Annotated in this window: 17 protein-coding genes; 1 reads left to right on the top strand and 16 read right to left on the bottom strand. The window is 56.7% G+C overall.

Features of this window, described 5'->3' with window-relative positions; genetic code table 11:
- Nucleotides 1–4: 4 nt before the first annotated feature.
- From BFV67_RS10665 to BFV67_RS10635, 7 genes are all read right to left on the bottom strand, one after another.
- Nucleotides 5–1,195, bottom strand: coding sequence for a cytochrome c biogenesis protein/redoxin (locus tag BFV67_RS10665; RefSeq protein ID WP_069598292.1), 1,191 nt, complete (start codon nucleotides 1,193–1,195; stop codon nucleotides 5–7).
- A 137-nt stretch (nucleotides 1,196–1,332) separates the two neighbouring features.
- Nucleotides 1,333–2,634 carry an ATP-binding protein gene (locus BFV67_RS10660; RefSeq protein ID WP_069598291.1) on the bottom strand — a complete coding sequence of 434 codons (1,302 nt, stop codon included), beginning with the start codon at nucleotides 2,632–2,634 and terminating at the stop codon, nucleotides 1,333–1,335.
- A complete protein-coding gene (locus BFV67_RS10655) occupies nucleotides 2,631–3,371 on the bottom strand; it encodes a response regulator (RefSeq protein WP_069598290.1) in 741 nt (246 codons plus the stop codon). The genes BFV67_RS10660 and BFV67_RS10655 overlap by 4 nt, the downstream gene beginning before the upstream one ends.
- A gap of 44 nt (nucleotides 3,372–3,415) precedes the next feature.
- The gene (locus BFV67_RS10650; protein WP_021242489.1) at nucleotides 3,416–4,411 is read right to left on the bottom strand and encodes an alpha/beta fold hydrolase; all 996 of its coding nucleotides are present in this window, start codon (nucleotides 4,409–4,411) and stop codon (nucleotides 3,416–3,418) included.
- 145 nt (nucleotides 4,412–4,556) lie between these two features.
- Nucleotides 4,557–4,997, bottom strand: coding sequence for a GNAT family N-acetyltransferase (locus tag BFV67_RS10645; RefSeq protein WP_069598289.1), 441 nt, complete (start codon nucleotides 4,995–4,997; stop codon nucleotides 4,557–4,559).
- A gap of 12 nt (nucleotides 4,998–5,009) precedes the next feature.
- On the bottom strand, nucleotides 5,010–5,480 hold the full coding sequence (locus BFV67_RS10640) for a GNAT family N-acetyltransferase (RefSeq protein WP_063418577.1): 471 nt from the start codon (nucleotides 5,478–5,480) through the stop codon (nucleotides 5,010–5,012).
- Nucleotides 5,481–5,491: 11 nt separating this feature from the next.
- Nucleotides 5,492–6,079 (bottom strand): hypothetical protein, encoded by a 588-nt coding sequence (locus BFV67_RS10635; protein WP_023292418.1) that lies wholly within the window; start codon nucleotides 6,077–6,079, stop codon nucleotides 5,492–5,494.
- A gap of 289 nt (nucleotides 6,080–6,368) precedes the next feature.
- On the opposite strand from BFV67_RS10635, the gene BFV67_RS10630 reads away from it, so the two are divergent.
- Nucleotides 6,369–6,917, top strand: a complete 549-nt coding sequence (locus tag BFV67_RS10630) for a GNAT family N-acetyltransferase (RefSeq protein WP_069598288.1) — start codon at nucleotides 6,369–6,371, stop codon at nucleotides 6,915–6,917.
- Here BFV67_RS10630 and BFV67_RS10625 read toward each other — a convergent pair.
- The 9 genes from BFV67_RS10625 to sad form a co-directional block, all read right to left on the bottom strand.
- The gene (locus tag BFV67_RS10625; RefSeq protein WP_023292420.1) at nucleotides 6,905–7,819 is read right to left on the bottom strand and encodes a bestrophin family protein; all 915 of its coding nucleotides are present in this window, start codon (nucleotides 7,817–7,819) and stop codon (nucleotides 6,905–6,907) included. The genes BFV67_RS10630 and BFV67_RS10625 overlap by 13 nt on opposite strands.
- Before the next feature lie 201 nt (nucleotides 7,820–8,020).
- Nucleotides 8,021–9,472, bottom strand: coding sequence for a tagaturonate reductase (locus BFV67_RS10620; protein WP_069598287.1), 1,452 nt, complete (start codon nucleotides 9,470–9,472; stop codon nucleotides 8,021–8,023).
- A gap of 118 nt (nucleotides 9,473–9,590) precedes the next feature.
- Entirely contained in the window at nucleotides 9,591–10,118 is a 528-nt protein-coding gene (locus BFV67_RS10615) for a GNAT family N-acetyltransferase (protein WP_008503205.1), read from the bottom strand.
- An 82-nt stretch (nucleotides 10,119–10,200) separates the two neighbouring features.
- Nucleotides 10,201–11,166 (bottom strand): sensor domain-containing diguanylate cyclase, encoded by a 966-nt coding sequence (locus BFV67_RS10610; protein ID WP_021242497.1) that lies wholly within the window; start codon nucleotides 11,164–11,166, stop codon nucleotides 10,201–10,203.
- A gap of 110 nt (nucleotides 11,167–11,276) precedes the next feature.
- Nucleotides 11,277–12,725 carry a GGDEF domain-containing protein gene (locus tag BFV67_RS10605; protein WP_069598286.1) on the bottom strand — a complete coding sequence of 483 codons (1,449 nt, stop codon included), beginning with the start codon at nucleotides 12,723–12,725 and terminating at the stop codon, nucleotides 11,277–11,279.
- Nucleotides 12,726–12,838: 113 nt separating this feature from the next.
- A complete protein-coding gene (locus BFV67_RS10600; protein WP_069598285.1) occupies nucleotides 12,839–13,195 on the bottom strand; it encodes a DUF4186 domain-containing protein in 357 nt (118 codons plus the stop codon).
- A complete protein-coding gene (glsB, locus tag BFV67_RS10595; RefSeq protein WP_069598284.1) occupies nucleotides 13,195–14,121 on the bottom strand; it encodes a glutaminase B in 927 nt (308 codons plus the stop codon). The genes BFV67_RS10600 and glsB overlap by 1 nt, the downstream gene beginning before the upstream one ends.
- A gap of 62 nt (nucleotides 14,122–14,183) precedes the next feature.
- Nucleotides 14,184–15,773 (bottom strand): methyl-accepting chemotaxis protein, encoded by a 1,590-nt coding sequence (locus BFV67_RS10590; RefSeq protein ID WP_069598283.1) that lies wholly within the window; start codon nucleotides 15,771–15,773, stop codon nucleotides 14,184–14,186.
- 112 nt (nucleotides 15,774–15,885) lie between these two features.
- Nucleotides 15,886–17,274, bottom strand: a complete 1,389-nt coding sequence (gene sad, locus BFV67_RS10585; RefSeq protein WP_025911135.1) for a succinate-semialdehyde dehydrogenase — start codon at nucleotides 17,272–17,274, stop codon at nucleotides 15,886–15,888.
- Between the last annotated feature and the right edge of the window lie 60 nt (nucleotides 17,275–17,334).

Genomic DNA, 17,334 nt, shown 5'->3' with positions numbered 1-17,334 from the left:
CCGATTATGAGCGGGCTTCTTTGAGCAGCTGCTGGATAACCTTTTCCTGTTGCTCATAGTCACCTTCGCCAAAGGCGGTATAGCGCAGCTGCCCTTTGGCATCAAAATAGTAATGTGCTGGCCAGTACTGATTGCCGAACGCATTCCAGATTTGATAGTTGTTATCCGTCACCACCCGATACGGCAGTAGCCATTTCTTAACCGCATTTTTAACCGACGACAGCGGTTTCTCCCAGGGATATTCCGGGGTGTGAACGCCAATCACCACCAGACCCTGCGGCTGGTACTTTGTGGCCCACTCCCGCACATGGGGGAGCGTATGCTGGCAATTAATGCAGTCCCACGTCCAGAAATCAATCAGTACAACCTTTCCCAGTAACGATTCAGACGTGACAGGGTCACCGTTTATCCACCCTGTTCCACCGCTTAGCGAAGGCAGCTGGCTGCTGGGCTCTGTCATGACTACCGGCTGGAGCTTCACCGGCGCGGTGGCAGGTTTCGCCAGATTCAAGAGCGCCGTCTCAAGACGGTCCGCGACGCCGTTTGCCCCTTTCAGTAGCGAAGTCATCCCCGTCGCGTTCAGGATGACTGCGGCTAACATCGCCACCCCCGCCCCCTGACGCAGCTTCGCCATTAGCGCCGATTTTGCTCTCAGTGGTGCCATCAGCGAGCGTCCGCCGAACGCGAGTAGACCCAGCATCAGCGCGCATCCGCTGCCATAGGCGGCAAGCAGTGCGCCTGTGGCGATGGCCGAATGCCCCGCAATATTAATGCTGAAAATCGCGCCCAGAATAGGCCCGGCGCAGGGAGACCAGAGCAGCCCAACCGCTAGCCCGGCCAGAAAAGCCGATGCCATTCCGCGCGTTTGCCCGCTGCGGCTGTTGAGAACATTTCCCGCGCTGACGGCCGGTCCCGCAATACGCTGGGCGAAAGACGGGAAAATCAAGGCCAGCGCGGCTGTGGCCAGAATGACGAGCGCGATCCAGCGCCCGACAATGGTTGCCTCTGTTATCCACTCGCTGGCGACGGTGACGACCATTGCCACCAGGGTGAACATCACGATCATCCCCGCAAGCAGGGCCAGAATATGCCGACGCTGCCCCTGGAAACCGGCGAACAGGAGTGGAATAACCGGGAGCGTACATGGGCTGAGCAGGCTTATCATCCCGCCCAGAAAAGCGATTACCAGAAACATAGTGACCTCACATGACATGTCCTGCGACACTGCAGTGAGGCTATTTCATCGTGCGGATGTGTTCAGGGTATGTGTAAACGCGTGGGTTTTGTCTGGCTCTGTATCGCCCAGGCCGGGAGATACAAAGCCGTACAATTTTACGAACGACGCGGTAACGTAATGGCGACATCCAGTCCGCCCCCGGCGCGGTTCTCCAGCCTGAGTTTTCCTTCCAGCTGTGCGGTCAGCTGCGCGGCAATCGCCAGGCCGAGTCCTGTCCCGCCGGTATCGCGGTTACGCGAGGTTTCAACCCGATAAAACGGCTGCAGAACCGCCTCCAGCTCGGCTTCGGGTATTCCCGGTCCGTCGTCCATAATGTGAATAATGACCTCGCTGTCCGACGAATCGTCTATCGCAATCGCAGCACGCTCGCCGAATTTGAGGGCGTTATCCAGCAGGTTGGTCATCACCCGGCGAAGCGCCTGCGGCCGCGTGACGATGGGCAAGCGGGTTTCGCTTGCCTGAAAGTGCACGTTTTTACCGATGTCCTGATAATCGCAGGCGATGCTGTTGATCCAGGCGTTCAGCTCCAGCTTCAGTGACGTCTCCTCCAGTGATTCCGATGACCGGGCATACGCAATGCCCTCCCGCACCAGACGAGACATGTTATCAAGGTCGTTCAGGAGCTTGTCGCGAAGTTCAGGCTCTCCGGCCATTTCGACGCGCAGCTTCATGCGGGTAATGGGCGTCTGGAGATCGTGAGAAATCGAGGCCAGGATCTGCGCGCGTTCCCGGAGATAAGACTGAATGCGCGCCTGCATGGCGTTGAAGGCATGCGCTGCCCGCTGCACCTCAAGCGGCCCTTTTTCCGTCATAGGCGTGCTGGCCGCCGGATCCAGCGCATCCACCGCGCGGGTAAAGTGTGAAAAAGGCCGTACCACCTGCCGCACGGCGATCCAGGCGCAGACTGCCAGTACGAGCAGCTGCAGGATGAGGACGACCGGGAGCCAGCTGGCGACGGGCGGCATGCGTGGGATCAGGTCAATGGTCAGCGGTGCGCCATCACGTAACGTAAGGTGGGCCTGAATATGTGAAATGGCGCCAGGAACGGCGGTAAAGCTAAGCGGGTAATGCGCGGCCAGCGTCGCTTTTAAGGTTCTGATGGCGTCCTGCGAACGCTTATCCGTCGGCTCTGCGCCGGGTTCCCCTGTGCCCAGGATATAACGATAGTTACCTCGTTCAAGCCGCGGCAGCCAGGCGGCGCGTTCGCTGGCCGGTAAGCGATCTAAAATGGCGACGCTGGTTGCGACATCGTTTTCCAGATTACCGAGCATCACCGTGCGGGCGCTGTGCATGCGTTCAACCATGACCAGCGTCAGGCTCAGGGCGTTAGCCAGCAGCAGACCGGCCAGCACGACGAGCAGCAAACGGGCCAGCAGCGAGCGCGGCCAGATCGTCATTCGTTAACCTCTTTGATGGTCACCGGCATCGTAAAGACGTAGCCTTCGCTGCGCACGGTTTTGATATAGGCGGGCGTGCGGGCATCTTCATTGAGACGCTGGCGAACCCGGCTAACCAGCAGGTCGATTGAGCGTTCAAACAGCTCGGCGTCTCGCCCCTGCGTCAGGTTGAGCAATTGGTCTCGGGTCAGCACGCGCTGCGGATGGTCAAGGAAAACGCGCAGCAGACGATACTCCGCTCCGCTGAGCGCGACGATCACCCCTTCCGGGTCGATTAAGTGGCGAGCGACGGTATCGAGCTGCCATTCACCGAATATCACCAGACGCCCTGCTTCCGTTACCTGTAAATTGGGCGGCATCGTGCGAAAACGCCGTAAAATCGCTTTAATGCGCGCCAGTAGCTCACGTGCGACAAACGGCTTCACGACGTAATCATCCGCCCCCATCTCCAGCCCCAGGATCCTGTCCGTCTCCTCGTTGCGCGCGGTCAGCATCAGAATGGGCAAATCTTTATACTTCCCGACGCGCAGCTCTCGACACAGCGTAAGGCCGTCGTCACCGGGCATCATGATATCCAGCACTACCAGGTCGATATGCTGTTTATCCAGCACGGCACGCATCTCTTTGCCGTTCGCCGCGCCGGAGGCGCGATAACCGGACTTAACGAGATAATCGACTATCAGTTCACGAATATCCCTGTCGTCATCGACGACAAGGATGTGGTCAATATGTTCCACCGAACTCTCCAGACCGAAGGGTAACGTACTGAAAATAGCACATTTCACAGCTTATCCGCGTCGATAACCGCCTTAACGAAATCCTGCGGATCTTCCTGAGGCGGATTGTGCCCCACGGTTGCCCCGAAGGTACGGTGCTCATATTTGCCGGTAAATTTAGCTGCATAGGCCTGCGGTGCCGGATGCGGCGCGCCGTTGTTGCCGCCTTCGATGGTGATCGTTGGTACGGTGATATTCGGCAGCGTGGCCAGTTTTTGCTCGTAGCGGTCGTATTTGCGCTCGCCTTTTTCCAGCCCTAAACGCCAACGATAGTTACTGAGCGTCACCGCGACGTGGTCCGGGTTATCGAGGGATTTGGCGCTGGCGTTAAAGACCGCGTCGCTGAATTTCCAGTCAGGCGAGGCCTGCGACCAGATTAAGCGCGCAAAGTCATGCGTGTTTTTGGCATAGCCTTCCGCACCGCGCTCTGTCGCAAAATAGAATTGATACCACCACTGCTGCTCTGCTTTTGGCGGCAGCGGCTGTTTGCCAATCTGCTGGCTGCTGATGAGATACCCGCTCACCGACACCAGTGATTTTACGCGCTCTGGCCACAGCGCCGCGACGATATCCGCCGTCCGGGCGCCCCAGTCATAGCCTGCAAACACCGCCTGCCTGATATTCAGGGCATCCATCAGATTAACGATATCTTTCGCCATCGCCGAGGGCTGGCCGTTGCGCGGTGTGTTTGCTGACAGGAAGCGCGTGGTACCGTAGCCGCGCAGAGACGGCACAATGACCCGGTACCCTTTTGCCGCCAGAGCCGGTGCAACCTCGGCGTAGCTGTGAATATCGTAGGGCCAGCCGTGCAATAAAATAACCGGCTGACCGTCCTTCGGACCAATGTCGACATAACCGACGTTCAGATCGCCAGCGTTAATTTGCTGGGGATGATCAAAGGCGGCCGCGAAATTCGTGCCGGTGGCTTCCGCCTGACAGGACATCACGGTGCCAAGCGAAACGGTCAGTGCGAGGGTTGAGTAAGCAAGTTTGCTGAACATGTTGGTATCTCCGGTTGAGTACAATTCACGGGGATATCACAACACCTCAATGTATAGCGGATATGTGCGAAAGCGTGTTTATTGCAAGCCTGTGTATGTATCCGGGACGCTGATACAGTGTGATACAAACACAGGCCTTGAAGTCTTAGAGGGAGAGACGGTAGCGGACGTAGTCGTCAGCTTCACCATATTTGTCATAAAGTTTACGCGCCGGATTGTTCTCCCGGGTGACCCAGTACAGTTTCGACCACCCTTCGCGCTTGCCTTCCTCAATCAGAGCGTCAATGAGCGCCTTACCGGCCCCCGCCCCGCGTTCGGCAGCATCAACAAACAGATCTTCCAGGTAGCAGACGGGGGCCGTTGACCATGTGCCTTCATGCAGAACACACATTGCGAAACCGATGATCTTTTCGTCCTTCTCCACGACCCGGCAGAACATCGATGAATGCGCTGAGAGCGCCCTTTCCCACGTCGCTGCGGTGACGGATTCCTCAAGGTAGCAATCATAAAAATGGGTATAGCCGTCCCACAGCGGTCGCCATTGGGAATAGTCGTCTTTGCATAGAGATCGTACCGTAACAGCCATGTTTTCCTCACATTACAGAGTAATCGCCATTTCAAAACAGCGTAAATCAGCCCCCGCCATACGCGAGTGATGATAGTTTTCGCGCAGCGTCACAAACCCCAGCTTCTGATAAAACGACTGGGCGTTAGGCGTTGCATCAAGCGTCAGGCGGGTTATCCCCCGGCTACGGGCCTCATGTTTGAGGACCTCGATAATCCGGGTCGCCATGCCTTTGCCGGAGGCTGCGGGCAAGGTGAAAATCGCCTCCAGGCAATGGGTATCCAGATCGAGGTAGCCGGTTGCCGCAACATCGCCCTTTTCATCTTCAACCACGTAAAAAGGGTATTCAATGACCATCTGCCGATAGCGTTCGGGCATCAGATCGGGCGTCCAGCGCGCAATGACCTCAGCGTCGTAACTGGTTGTACAGCCGTGACGAATCGCCTGATTGCGTATATTCCAGAGTGTTTCGGCTTCCTGTGGCGTGGCTTTTCGTAATGTCATAACCTCCCCCTTTAACGGCTTTTTAGCCGCATTTCCCGTGCCAATCTGGCAAGACGCTGAGTACGACAATAGAGCGTAAACAGAACAAAGCCGCTGCCGTTCATCACCACCCGACAAAGTAACAGCGCGAAAGATGCAATGACGTGTGGCCAGAGGCTTCCATCATGAGAAAGCATGACATGTAGAACCTGAACGAGGGTCGTTATCAGCAGGATGATGAACAACGCCATAAAGCCCGACAATCCCGACGTCTTTCCACGAGCCAGTAGTACGCTTGTCACAATGAGCGCGCCTGTCATCGTCAATGATGGTAAGAAAAAGCTCAATGCATGATGTAAAGGTGACAAACCCTGCAACGTGCTGAGAAAAGGCAAAAGGTTTAGCGCAAACGCCACTAAAAACAAAGGTAACAGCATAGCTACCGGGTAAGGATTTTGACGCGGAAGCTCGCTGAGGGGGCGCGAAAAATACCGTTCCAGCTCGGGAGTGGAATTATCCAGAAGGCGGGTATCACGACGAGCAATAGCCTCCTCTATATCTTTACCATGTTGCAGGAGATCCTGGAAAACCCGTCCGGTTAACAAACTCAAAAACTTCATCAGAATACCGCCAGTGACTGAATGGTACCGATAATGTATTTACCGGTCCGTGGTAAGTTACTGGGCGCTGCAATAACGCCGCTCACCGCACTTCCTGCCAATGCTGCGGCACTTGTTACCACTTGCCCAAGTTGTCGAGTGAGTTCTACCTGAACCGGCCCGGTTGGAAAGCGTTTCGGATAAGGCCCGCGCGGATAAGAGCCTTGATTTTTTTGTTGCCAGAACGTCACATAGATGAAAATACCAGAACGCAAACAAAAGCATAACGCCTAAAAAGGGAGATCCGCGCATGACGATACCGACGCTCACGACAGAACGTTTACTGCTGAAACCGCTGGTTACCGAAGATGCCGTCCAGATACAAACGCTGTATCCGCGCTGGGAGATCGTCCGCTATATGGTCTCTTCCGTGCCCTGGCCCTACCCGGATAACGGCGCGGAAAACTATGTCAACAACGTGGCGCTGCCGGATATGGCAAAAGGGATTGCCTGGTTCTGGAGCATCCGGCGACGTGAGGTGCCGGATGAATTGATGGGCATTATTTGCCTGTACGACGTCGAGGATAACAACCGCGGGTTCTGGCTCGCGCCGGAGTTTCAGGGTTTCGGATATATGCGCGAAGCCAGTATTGCGGCGACGGATTACTGGTTCAACACGCTAAACAAATCCGTTTTGCGGGCCCCGAAGGCCGCCGCCAACAGCCGCTCCCGCCGTATTTCTGACAGTAGCGGCATGCGGCTTATCAGAACGGAGAAGAAAGCCTACGTCAGCGGGATGCTGGACTCCGAGCTGTGGGAGATTACCCGCGACGAGTGGAACGCCCGTCAGGTCAGCTGATAGTGCTTATCCGGCATCAGCCTGTCCGGAATGTTCTCCTCATCATTCATCTGCAGCAGATCGCGTTCCATCATGTTGCAGATGGCGTCCAGCGGCAGGTCGTTATCTTCTGTGCCAAACGGGTCTTCCAGCTCTTCCGCCAGGGTGTCCAGCGAAATAAAGGTGTAGGAAATCAGCGCAGAGACAAAGGGCGTCATGTAGTGCAGGTCCACAACCAGCGCGAACGGCAGCATGATGCAGAACAGATATACCGTGCGGTGCAAAATCAGCGTGTAGGCAAACGGCACCGGCGTGGTCGCAATGCGCTCGCAGCCGGAAAGGACGATAGACATGTCGTTCAGACGGTTGTTCAGGCTATGGAACAGAATGTCTGAGAGTTGCCCGTTTCGCCGCCGCACGGCCAGCCACTCCCCCATGATCAGCAAAATACGGTTCGCCGGTGAGTTGGCGTCCATGACTTTACGTAAATCCTCTGCAGCAAGATAACGAGAGAGCTGCTCAGCGTTCAGTTCCCGGCGCAGGGTCATGCGCAGACAGTTGGCGAAAGCAATCTGCAGGCGGACAAATTCGCCGAGGTGCTTATCGTCGGGTAAGGTGTTTTTTACCTCGCGAAACAGCGAGCGTGCCGCTATCATCAACTGCCCCCAGAGCAGCCTCGCCTCAACGTAGCGAGAATAACAGGCGTTGTTTCTGAAACCCAGAAAGATAGCGATCGCCACGCCGAGAATGCTGAATGGCGCCACGGTAAATTTGATACCGAGCGAGGTATACCACGGTAACATCAGGATAACGGCGATAGAGAGCAGGAAGTTGAGCAGCAATCGGGTATAGATCTTGGGAAGTACCGAACCGTGCCAGACAAAAATCAGTTGTAGCCAGTGCTGTTTAGGACGAACGATCATAGTGAGTTTCAGGCAAGAAAAGAGCGAGGCTATTAAACGTGATCCCCGTCACCGTTGCAAGCTTGTTAACGGGACATTGCATTTTCTCCCCTGATTAGCGAAATTCGCACGGTGCTGCATGTGCTTTTTTAAAGACAAAGCACATAGTATGTTGTAACTAAATAGGGCTTATTCAAACCCGGCCGAAGCCGGGTGAATGCATTAGCAAAGCGGTTTAACCGCGGCGCGCATGCCCTTAAGCAGAATGGCATCCAGATCCAGCGTGACCTGGTCGACAAGACCGCTTACCTGCGTCAAGTCCTGCTCCCAGTGTTCACGTGCGCTGAGCACCGACTGCACCAGTTCACGGGTGCTAAGCTGCCGATCGCGGTGCTGCGCCCACAGCTGCTGATAACGTTCCAGCCAGCGTGCATCATCCTGCACCGGATAGCTCTCCCCGTTACGCTCCGCGCGATAAAACGCGATCAATGCGGCCAGTGCAAACGTCAGGCGAGCCGGTAATTGCCCCGTCGCCTTCTGCCCTGCCAGCAGCTGCGGCAGGATGCGGGTACGGTATTTGGTCATACCGTTAAGCGCGATGGAGAGCAGCTGGTGTCTGATGTAGGGATTACGAAAACGTCCTGTCACCGCACTGGCGAACGATTCCAGCTCGTTACGCGGCAAATCGAGGACCGGAATGATCTCCTGATAAATCGCTTTTTCGACGAACGCGCAGATCTCCGCATCATTCATCGCATCGCCTACAGTATCCAGCCCGGCCTGGAAGGCGACCGGCACCAGCGTCGTGTGCGCGCCGTTCAGAATGGCCACCTTGCGTTCTTTGTAAGGCCTGATGTCATCGACAATCAGCACGTTTAACGGGTACTTATCCAGACGAAGTTCATGCGCAAGAGATGCCGGCCCCTGAATCACAAACAGATAAAAATGTTCGGCCGTGTCGAGGAACCCATCGTGATAACCCAGTTCAGCCTCCAGTGCGGCCGCTTCATCGCGGGGATAGCCTGTCACGATACGGTCAACCAGCGTCGAGCAGAAGCTGTTGGCGTCGTTGAGCCACTGCATAAAGGCGGCAGGCAGCGCCCACTCCTGCGCATAGCGTAAGACGAGTTCACGCAGTGCGTCACCGTTGTAGTCAATCAGCTCGCAGGGAATGATGATCCAGCCCTTGTCAGCCGCACCGTTGAAGTGGCTAAAGCGCTCAAACAGCAGACGCGTCAGCTTCGCCGGATAGCTCACCGCAGGGGCATCGTCGACGCTGTCACCCGCGTGGTAGCTGATACCCGCTTCGGTGGTGTTCGAGAAGACAAACCGCATATCGGGATTGTGAGCCAGTTTCAGAAATGCGCCATAGTCGTCATAGACGCTGATTTCCCGGTTAACGGAGCGGATCAGCCGGGCCTCGCTCACCGCCTCGCCCTGATCATTCAGGCCACGAACGATCGTGGTGTACAACCCATCCTGGGTGCTTAACGACGGCGGGAAGTCGCTCTGAATCGGGCGAACGATTACCACGCCAGCGTCAAGATCGGTATGTTCGTTTAACAGGTCAATTTGCCAGTCGACAAACGCACGCAGGAAATTGCCTTCACCAAACTGAATGATGCGTTCTGGATAGTGCGCACCGGGAAAATCACGACGGTTGAGCGTGTTCACAAGGGGATTCCTTTTATGATTAGTCATACAGCCTGATAAGATTGGTACGATAACTTATCAAAACTTAACGACCAGAAACCCTGTTTTGATCAATCCGCGGTGCGGTTGTGCAAAATAATTATAAGAACTTATAAAACACAGAGGTGGCGGTCAGGGCGCCGTCAGGCATCAGCGCGTAGCGCGGGATCTCACCAACCTTTTGCCAGCCGGCACGCAGGTAGAAAATTTCGGCCCCGCTGCCGGTGGAGGTATCGAGCACCAGCACAGAAATGTCTCTGGCCCGGGCCTCAGCCTCCAGCGCTTCCATCAATGCCATCGCGGCCCCTTTTCGACGCGCTTTCTCGTGAACCAGCAGCTTCGCCACATCGGCGCGATGCGGCTGGTTTTCCGGCTGATCTGTGATCAGCTGCACCGTTCCGATGACGCCGTCCTGCGCATCGACGCAGGCAAGCACCAGCCGCTCGCCTCGCGCGACGCTTTCGGCAATACCGCGCCAGAAAGTACGGGCCTTGTCGAGGCTAAAAGGGAGCATAAAGCTGACGGATGCCCCGCCGTTTACGCAGTTTTCGAGGATCCCGGCCAGCGCATCAAGATGGATGAGGATCTCTTCCCGGGTGAGGGTTTTGATTTGCAGTGAGGTATTCATTGTTTTTCCTTACGTTGAATACGCTCACTTTGGGTTTAACAACTTATTAACGCAAGCGGTTCGGACATAGGCTTTTATTATGTCACCGGGCGCGCTGGCGCTGCTGCTTCATGGCATACATCTTTTCATCGGCATCTTTTAACCACTGTTGCAGGTCGTTGCCGTTATGATCGAATTCACTGAGCCCCCATGAGAAGTGTAGCGACCACGGGTGAAGCTTGCGGGCGTTATAGCTTTCCACCTGCTCGGCGAGATACTGCATGGCTATCCAGGCGCCCTGCTCGTCGGTATCCGCGAACAGCACCGCGAACTCATCCCCGCCAAAACGCACCAGCATATCGGCCTCACGGAAAGCGCTGCGCATCAGCTGCGCCATAACTTTAAGCGCCTTATCGCCCTCTTCATGCCCGTAGCGATCGTTAATCTCCTTAAAGCGATCCAAATCCAGCCAGCCGAGCGTCAGCGGCTCCGCCCGGCGTCGGGCAACCGAAAGCGTAAACCGCACCAGCTGATTAAAGCCCCGGCGGTTGAATAAGCCGGTTAACTCATCCGTGGTCGCCGCGCTGATGGCGGCAAACTCATCTTCTGCCAGCGCGCCCAGGTCTCCCAGCACGGCAAGATCGGCCGCCGAGAACTCACGGGGGGCGTAATCAATCAGACACAGCGAACCCACGCTGGCGCCATCCCGTAAGCGCAGCGGGAAGCCCGCATAAAAACGCACGCGAGGTTCACCCGCCACCAGCGGATTATCCGCAAAACGATCGTCCTGCAGCATATCCCCTACCACCAGCGGTGCTTCGGTGAGGATCGTATGGCCACAAAACGAGATATTACGCGGAACGGTGTCAGGCGCCTTGCCATCGGCCGACTTCACGATCAGCGAGTGCTCATCAATGAGGTTGACCATTGCCAGCGGCACCTGGAAGAAGCGCTTCGCCAGACGCGTAAGCCGGTCAAACGCCGGGGAACTGTCGATCTCAAGCAGACCTGATTCGCGCAGCGAGTTCAGTCTGTCTGTTTCATTTTCAGGGGTTGCAGGTGCTTTCATAATGTCTCCTGACGTAAAGCGTTACTCAAAGCGTAGCTTAAACAGTGACATTGTCAGTGTTCTGACAGTCTGTTAAGCCACTTGCTATTCACGACAATGCCTTATGACGATTAACGCAGCTCTGTTTCATGCCCGGTGGCGGCAGTAATATGCTCGTCCGCGACCCGGGCGCTGGTACGATTTCGACCCGCTTTTTTTGAACGATAGAGGTGATCGTCCGCTTCGGTCATGAGTTTGTTGAAGACCTCGGTCAACTGCCATGCCTGCGCCTTCCCGCTTCCAAGGCCAATACTGACCGTCAGAGAGAGCGTTTGCTGACGCCATGTAAAAGGATGGTTAGCGACGGTAGTTCTGATACGTTCCGCCAGTTCATAACCGTGTCGAGCGTCGCCAGAGTTGACCACCACCGCGAACTCTTCCCCGCCCATACGCGCGACCATCCCGTCTTCACCGACCACCTGCTGAACCTGCCGGGCGAATGACGCCAGCACGCGGTCGCCACACTCGTGGCCGTAGTTATCGTTGATGCTTTTGAAGTAATCGATATCCAGCAGCATAACGGTCAGGAAACGCGAATGGCGGTGCGTCTCTTCGTGTTTTAACGCCTCATAAAGTCCGGAACGCGAATAAACCTGCGTTAAAAAGTCATAATCCGCCCGCAGGGAAACCTGACGGATCAGGGAATTAATGGCTGCCATGCTGACGGAAACCAGCACCGGACAGATCGCCATCGTGGCAATACCCAGCCGGGCAGAAAACATCATTGGGGTGGTCAGCGGTGTCGCCACGGCAATATTAATCACCGAATTGGCGACCAGAATAATTTCAATGGCGCCCGTGACAAACGTCAGCAAGCAGGTCACAGGCAATGGGTAGCGTACCGCACACCAGATAAGCGCAGGCAGTGGAAAAGAGAGGCTCCCCGCGCCGCCAATCACGACTGACGCGACCACCGAGACGATCAGCGCAATAACCGGTAATAGCTGCTCCAGACGTAACCTGAATTCGCGCACGGGCATGCCTATCGTGAGCATACACGGCACAACAAGCACGCCGGTTGAGAACTGCTCGCTAAACCAGTCGGCAAAGAGCGGCCAGAAGGTGTGGCTGTCAATCCCGACCGACCCCACCGCGCCGAGCAGTGCGCACAGCAGCGCAGCAATCAGGCAGTAGTTGAACAGGCGTAATGCGTTAAGCGGATCCGGGGTTTTCTTCATCAGCCGCCTGTCACGCTGAATCAGCACGGCGACCACGACGATAAAGACCATGTTAGACAGGTTAATCACCACGGAGGCTATCCCCCAGTTGGTCGTCACCGCGTCATACATCAGCATGGCGACATACGATACCGCGTAGTAATGCAGGCGATTCAGAAAAACATAGCGGGCAAAGATCCCTGCCATCACGCCGTTGAGGGGCCAGAACAGCGACAAGGCCTCCACGAGACGTAATTCCGCACCCACAAAATAGAACAAAGTGGTGAGGATAAAGATCGTCGATGCATTTCGCAGCGGCGTGTCAGGCTGGAACGGCCTGAAAGCGGTAAGAGCAGAACGCATTAAATTTCATTCCATATGAAAGCTTATGGCAGTTATTGCGGTCGTCAGCACGATCGGCGCTCACTTAGGATGAATCTATAACACAAATATAACGGGATCATAACTCGTCAAATTTAGGCGTACATCTGGAGCACCAGCCAGTGGTGAATCACGCTGACGATATACTGCTGCTGCTGCGCGGTGAGCTGAACACCGTGAGGAATATTATGCCATTTCGCCAGACAGCCCCGACAACAGGTGGCGGTGGCATGCTGGGCGATAAATACCGGGTGACCGCGCATGGGCGTCTGTTTGCCGTCATTCGCGGGTTGTGCAGGGGCAAGGCGCTTTTCGACAAAATCAGCGGCATGCTGATCAATGGTATCGGGGCCTTTGTCCCAGCAATACTGCCGTTCCTTATCGCCTAAGCGGAAGCGCGAGCGAAACGTCGATCGCGCCAGACGGGAAAAAAGGGGATCCAGGTCAGACATCAGTAAACGGAACGTCCCATACGCTGGGTCAGTTTCTCCAGAACCGCGACACCGGCAAGGGAATTTCCCGTTTCATCCAGCTCGGGGCTCCAGACCGCAATCGCCATTTCATGCGGTACAATCGCCACCACTCCGCCGCCCACGCCCGACTTGGCCGGGAGACCAACGCGCCAGGCAAACTCGCCCGCGTTTTGATACATCCCGCTGGTTGCCATCAGCGCGTTGACCTGGCGCGCCTGCAGAGGAGAAACCACCTCATGATCGAGGTGCGGCGCGTGCCCCTGATGCGCAAGGAACAGGAACGTCTGAGCCAGCTCAACGCAGCTCATTTTCAGGGCGCAGTAGTGGAAGTAGTTTTGCAGGACGGTCGCCACGTCGTTATGGAAGTTGCCGAAGGATTTCATCAGCCACGCGATGGCCGCGTTACGGGCAGAGTGTTCGAACTCCGAGCGGGCCACCACCGGATCGTAGGCAATGTCGTCAACCCCCGAGAGCTGGCGTACTATCTCCAGCATTCGTTGACGCGGCGCGCTGAGGCGGCTCTGCAGCATGTCGCAGACCACCAGCGCCCCGGCGTTGATAAAGGGATTTCGCGGTTTACCCTGCTCGATTTCAAGCTGAAGCAGCGAGTTAAAAGGCTGGCCGGACGGATCTTTACCCACGCGCTGCCAGATTTCGTCTTCTTCATACTGGCGCATCGCCGCAACCAGACTGAGCACTTTCGAAATGGACTGAATGGAAAAACGTTCTGTTGCATCCCCTGCCTGGAATCGCTGTCCGTCGATGGTGCAGATAGCAATACCCAGCTTATTCCCGCTGACCGAGGCAAGGGCCGGAATATAGTCGGCAACCTTCCCCTTTCCAATTAACGGACGAACCTGCGCCAGAATCTCGTCCAACATCTCATTATGGATGACCGCAGCCACACTTTGCTCCTTGCCCTCAGGCTAAAACGGGCTGCGAGTATAACAGAGGCTTATGTATTGCGTCAGGCGCTAAGACGAAAACGCGAAACGGCCTGCAATAAAAGATCGGATTGCTTTTGCAGCCGCTCAGAGGCCTCCGAGGCGTCAGAGACCAGCAGGTCCGTCTGACGGGAGACCTGGTTCAGCGCCTGAAGCTGACGCGTCATCAGGTGAATACGCTCTCCCTGACTGAGCGTGGCGGTGGAGATCTTATTCAGCAAACTGCTCAAATTGCCCACCAGACCGGTGACCTGCTGCAAATTCTCTTCCATCAGAGTGACGGCACGGGAACCGTCTTCGATACCCTGCAGTGAACGGTTGATCAGCTCCTGAATGGTCTGCGTCGAGTGGCTGCTCTTTCTGGCCAGGAGTCCAACCTCGCGGGCGACGACGGCAAACCCGCGCCCCTGATTTCCGGCATGGGCGGCCTCAATGGCGGCATTCAGCGCCAGGATGTTCGTCTGAAACGCCACGCTGTCGATCATCGCCACGATCCCGCGCATCTCAGACGATCGGTCGACGATCGCCTGCATAGACGCGTTTACGGTCGACATCATCTGGTCGCCGCCCACGGCTGCCTGGCGCGCTTCATCGGCCCGGGAGCTGGCGAGTCTGGCATAGCCGGTATTCCCTTCCACGTGGCTTTCCAGCGCCGCAATATGCGCCGTCACATCCTCAAGCTCTTTCGCCTGGCGTGCCGACTGCTGATACAGCTTCTGGTTACCCTGTGCCAGAGAGTCAATGTTCTCCACCATGGTAGCCGTGGCGTGGCTGACCTGCGTCACCAGCTGCTGCAGGCCGTGCTGCATCGTGGCAATGCTGTCGCTAAGCTGCCCTATCTCCCGGTTGAAGCGCATGACGTTCGGCGGCGTGCCGGAGAGATCCCCTGCTGCCAGCCGGTTGATATGCGCGATGAGCCGACGCAGCGGCGTAATCACCCATCGGGACATACCGAACCAGACGACAGCGGCAATGGCGACTAACAGCAACGGGGCAAACAGGAATAACGTTTGCAGGTCAGAAAGCTGCGCCATGAGGCTCTGACGCCCCTGCATGGCCTGCTTCTCGCTTGCCTGCTGGTAGCGCGCATAGTTGTCGTTAAAATCGGTCTGAAAAGCCTGCGCCGGGACGGCAAAAAAAGCGTCGATGGTATTGGTTTTGACCAGACCTTCCGCCTGCTCGTTGATCGCGCCGTAGAAGAGCTGATAGCTGTTTACCAGGGCGTCGTCTTTCGGTGGATTCAGCGCCAGCCAGGCCTTCCACGCCTGCTGAGACACCGTCAGCGCCTTTTGCGCGTCATCCATCAGGCTGTGCCAGCTTCCGTCGGAACCGGTCTCTTTATCCTGCATAAACCAGACGCCGGAGCGGTTAAGGAGATCGCTTGCCGCCAGCAGAGAGACGCGGGCCAGATCCAGCTTGCTCTGCTGCTGCCACGCCAGCAGGTTTTGCTGCTCGTTGCGCTGGGCTTCGTTCAGGGAGGCGTTAAGCAGGAATGACGAGGAGAGCTGCAGCGCGGAGAAAAGGCCAATAATGCAAAAGATCCCTGTCAGCAGGCCAAAGTGACGGGGAGTGAGACGCTGCGCAATACGGCGAAAAATTTGCGTTAGGTTCATAATTAGCTTCATTTACAAGGCGTTAGACGCGAGCGAGTCTACGAAATGAAAATGACAGAACCATTGCAGATTAATGACAACGGCCCTCGCGATGAGGGCCGACATCGCGGGATTACACGCGATCCTTCCACACCGTCTGCACGTTGCAGAACTCGTGCAACCCAAAGTGGGAAAGTTCGCGGCCAAAGCCACTTTTCTTCACGCCGCCAAAGGCCACGCGCGCATCGCTGGCGCTAAAGCCGTTGATAAACACCCCGCCGCACTCCAGCTCGCGGGAGAAGGTCTCTGCCAGCGCATCACTGGCGGTAAAGACCGTGGCAGACAGGCCAAAATCGCTGTCGTTGGCCAGCATCAGGGCATGCTCCGCGTCTTTCGCGATAGTAATGGCCGCGACCGGACCAAACAGCTCCTGCCGGAAGGCCGTCATCGCCGGGGTGACGTTCGCCAGCACGGTTGGGGCGTAATAATTCCCCTCACCGCTGATTTTCTCACCGCCCAGCAGCAGCGTTGCACCTTCCGCCAGCGTCGCCTGCACCTGCTGATGGAGTTCATCGCGCAGGTCAAAACGCGCCATCGGGCCAATATAGTTTTCTTCCTGGTCCGGCGCGCCCAGCTTCAGCGCAGCAACCGCATCGACAAAGCGCTGGGTAAAGGTCTTCGCAATCCCCTCTTCCACAATGAAGCGTTTGGCCGCTGCGCACACCTGCCCGGTATTCTGGTAGCGGCCTGCTACCGCCGCCTTCACGGCAAGATCCAGGTCGGCATCGTTGAGGACGATGAACGGGTCAGAGCCGCCCAGCTCGAGAACACATTTTTTCAGCGCGGCCCCCGCCTGAGCACCAATGGCAGCCCCGGCACGCACGCTGCCGGTGACGGTCACCGCCGCAATACGTCGATCGTTAATCGCCTGGCTGACGCCGTCGTTGGTGGCATTCACCCAGCCGAACACGCCTTCAGGGAAACCGGCATCCGCAAAGATCTGCGCGATAAGCTCCGCCGAGCCGAGGACGTTGGGCGCGTGTTTGAGCAGATAGCTGTTACCTGCCAGCAGAATCGGCACCGCGCCGCGCAGCACCTGCCAGAGCGGGAAGTTCCACGGCATGACCGCGAGGATCGGCCCCAGCGGACGGTATTCAATGACCGCATTCTGGTTTTCGACCAGCGTCGGTTCCGCCTGCAGCATCGCCGGGCCGTGCTCGGCGTACCAGTCGCACAGGCCGGCGGATTTTGCCACTTCTGCCCGCGCCTGCTGAATAGGTTTGCCCATTTCTCGGGAGATCGTCTGCGCCATCTCTTCAGCGCGATGACGCAGCGCGGCGCCAAGATCGCGCAGCTTTTGCGCCCGGTGGGAGATGCTTTCGCGACGCCACAGGCGATAGCCCGCATCGGACTGAGAAATCGCGCGGTCAACCTGTTCCGACGTCGCCCACGGATACGCGGCGAGGGTTTCACCCGTTGCCGGGTTGACAGAGAAGGCATGTGTTGCAGAGGAATAAGTCATGGTGTTCTCCACGTTTTTCGGTTGATTCATTGTGGCCCACTCTGCTATTTCTTAAAAATG

Origin of the sequence: Enterobacter roggenkampii (assembly GCF_001729805.1) — a bacterium.
Lineage (GTDB): Bacteria > Pseudomonadota > Gammaproteobacteria > Enterobacterales > Enterobacteriaceae > Enterobacter > Enterobacter roggenkampii.
Note: the sequence above shows the minus strand (reverse complement) of the source record. Positions and strands in the feature narration are given on the sequence as shown.

Bases quoted from the DNA above. Each gene is read 5' to 3' on its own strand.
- BFV67_RS10660 (WP_069598291.1), bottom strand. From the start codon at position 2,634: ATGACGATCTGGCCGCGCTCGCTGCTGGCCCGTTTGCTGCTCGTCGTG.
- sad (WP_025911135.1), bottom strand. From the start codon at position 17,274: ATGACTTATTCCTCTGCAACACATGCCTTCTCTGTCAACCCGGCAACG.
- BFV67_RS10640 (WP_063418577.1), bottom strand. From the start codon at position 5,480: ATGACATTACGAAAAGCCACGCCACAGGAAGCCGAAACACTCTGGAAT.
- BFV67_RS10645 (WP_069598289.1), bottom strand. From the start codon at position 4,997: ATGGCTGTTACGGTACGATCTCTATGCAAAGACGACTATTCCCAATGG.
- BFV67_RS10605 (WP_069598286.1), bottom strand. From the start codon at position 12,725: ATGCGTTCTGCTCTTACCGCTTTCAGGCCGTTCCAGCCTGACACGCCG.
- BFV67_RS10665 (WP_069598292.1), bottom strand. From the start codon at position 1,195: ATGTTTCTGGTAATCGCTTTTCTGGGCGGGATGATAAGCCTGCTCAGC.
- BFV67_RS10650 (WP_021242489.1), bottom strand. From the start codon at position 4,411: ATGTTCAGCAAACTTGCTTACTCAACCCTCGCACTGACCGTTTCGCTT.
- BFV67_RS10610 (WP_021242497.1), bottom strand. From the start codon at position 11,166: ATGAAAGCACCTGCAACCCCTGAAAATGAAACAGACAGACTGAACTCG.
- BFV67_RS10590 (WP_069598283.1), bottom strand. From the start codon at position 15,773: ATGAACCTAACGCAAATTTTTCGCCGTATTGCGCAGCGTCTCACTCCC.
- BFV67_RS10615 (WP_008503205.1), bottom strand. From the start codon at position 10,118: ATGAATACCTCACTGCAAATCAAAACCCTCACCCGGGAAGAGATCCTC.
- BFV67_RS10635 (WP_023292418.1), bottom strand. From the start codon at position 6,079: ATGAAGTTTTTGAGTTTGTTAACCGGACGGGTTTTCCAGGATCTCCTG.
- BFV67_RS10600 (WP_069598285.1), bottom strand. From the start codon at position 13,195: ATGTCTGACCTGGATCCCCTTTTTTCCCGTCTGGCGCGATCGACGTTT.
- BFV67_RS10625 (WP_023292420.1), bottom strand. From the start codon at position 7,819: ATGATCGTTCGTCCTAAACAGCACTGGCTACAACTGATTTTTGTCTGG.
- BFV67_RS10630 (WP_069598288.1), top strand. From the start codon at position 6,369: ATGACGATACCGACGCTCACGACAGAACGTTTACTGCTGAAACCGCTG.